The sequence below is a fragment of the Psychrobacter sp. genome (genome assembly GCF_018260395.1).
Classification (GTDB): domain Bacteria; phylum Pseudomonadota; class Gammaproteobacteria; order Pseudomonadales; family Moraxellaceae; genus Psychrobacter.
Genome location: NZ_JAGLBC010000237.1, coordinates 1 through 1,840, shown reverse-complemented (window position 1 = coordinate 1,840; position 1,840 = coordinate 1). Strand labels below are relative to the sequence as shown.

1 protein-coding gene is annotated in these 1,840 nt (G+C 37.7%); it reads right to left on the bottom strand.

What is annotated here, in order from left to right; translation table 11 throughout:
• Window positions 1-123: 123 nt before the first annotated feature.
• Window positions 124-1,674 carry a murein biosynthesis integral membrane protein MurJ gene (gene murJ / locus QZ265_RS10790; RefSeq protein ID WP_296406061.1) on the bottom strand — a complete coding sequence of 517 codons (1,551 nt, stop codon included), beginning with the start codon at window positions 1,672-1,674 and terminating at the stop codon, window positions 124-126.
• Between the last annotated feature and the right edge of the window lie 166 nt (window positions 1,675-1,840).

Below are 1,840 nucleotides of genomic sequence, written 5' to 3'. Positions count from 1 at the left end.
CTAGGTCTTTTTTTCACCTGTCATTTGATATTGCACTTCATGTGTTAATCCAAGAAATATAAAAATATAAAAATATAAAAATACTATAAATATTAACTACTATAAATTTAATTACGCAATTGTTTAGCCATGTTTTAATTGACGGGGACGGAAACCAGATGCTAATAAAACAACGCTGTATACAGCGGCTCCTACTGTACAAATAATCATTAAGGCAAATACACGATGCCACTGTGTATCGTGAGTTGGAAAATAAGGTAACATTAAATACAACGAGGTCACCATCGCCACACTCGAAATGCCAAATTGAGGAAATAATTTTTTCCATTGAGGCCCAAAGCGGAATAGATTTCGTTTGTGCAGCAAATAGTATAATAAACCAGCGTTAACGAATGAGGCGGCAGTAGTAGCCAAAGCCAAACCACCATGTAATGGCAACTTAAAGTAGTAAAATATACCGACAAATAACAAGCTAAACAACATATTGGCTATGACCGTTATAATACCTACCTTAACAGGAGTTTTTGTATCCTGACGAGCAAAGAAAGCCGGGGCAAAAATCTTTATCAACATAAAGCCTAAGATGCCGCCAGACATACTGCGTAGTGCAAGTCCACTCATATTAGCATCTCGTAACGTAAACTCACCGCGCATAAAAAGCGTCTGCATTAATACATCGGATAACACAAATAAGGCACAAGCTGCTGGCAAGCCCACAAGGATAATTAAACGTGATGCCCAGTCTAAGGTCTTGCGAAAACTGACGTCATCTTTTTTGGCTTCACTGGTCGATAGGCTGGGTAAAATAACCGTACCAATTGCCACTCCAATTAAACCTAATGGCAACTCCGTTAGACGTTCAGCCCCATATAGCCATGATACTGAGCCAGTAATCATTAATGATGCTAAAACTGTATTCAGCAAAAGGTTGATTTGTGTGACAGATACCCCGAAAATTGCAGGTAACATAAGTTTTAATATACGGCTAACCCCTTCATGCTTAAAATCAATCTTTGGCTTAACCAATAATTTTTGCATATACAGCTGAGGTAGCTGAATAAAGAACTGTAATAGACCTGCTATAGCAACGGCATAACCCAATGCCATAATAGGTTTATCAAACATGGGAGAAAATATTAATGCCGCAGCAATCATAGTTAAGTTAAGCAAGACAGGGGCAATTGCTGGCGCAGCAAATCGACCATAGCTTTGCAATATACTGCCTGCAAATGCTGTCATAGAAATAAATAGCAAATACGGAAAAGTGAGACGCAATAGATCGCTAGCAATATTAAACTTTTCAGGGTTATCCGAAAAGCCTGGAGCAAAGAGAGAGATTACTAAGGGAGATGCCAACATAACGACAATGGTTATCAAAGATAAAATCAACATTAAAGCACCTGAAGTGCGGCTGATTAAAATCTGGACTTCTTGTAACGTAAAACGCTCTTTGTATTCAGACAATACAGGTACAAAAGCTTGGCTAAAGGCGCCTTCTGCAAACAAACGACGTAGAAAGTTAGGTATTTTGAAGGCGACTAAAAAAGCATCCATTAGACCACCAGCCCCGAACACACTCATTAACACCATATCACGTACAAGGCCCAATATACGTGAGAGCATGGTCATTGAGCTGACAACCATGGTCGAGCGAAACAGTTTACTTTTTGCCATGTAATCTCAATACCTATATATATGTAAAGGGTATGATAAAAGGGTATATTAAATGTGTATGATAAAAGATTTTTTATCTGGCTTTTAAAATTTAAAAAAACTGGCAAATTATAGCACTATCTAGATAAGATATTTATATCGACCAGTGAAAATGTTATGGAAAGTA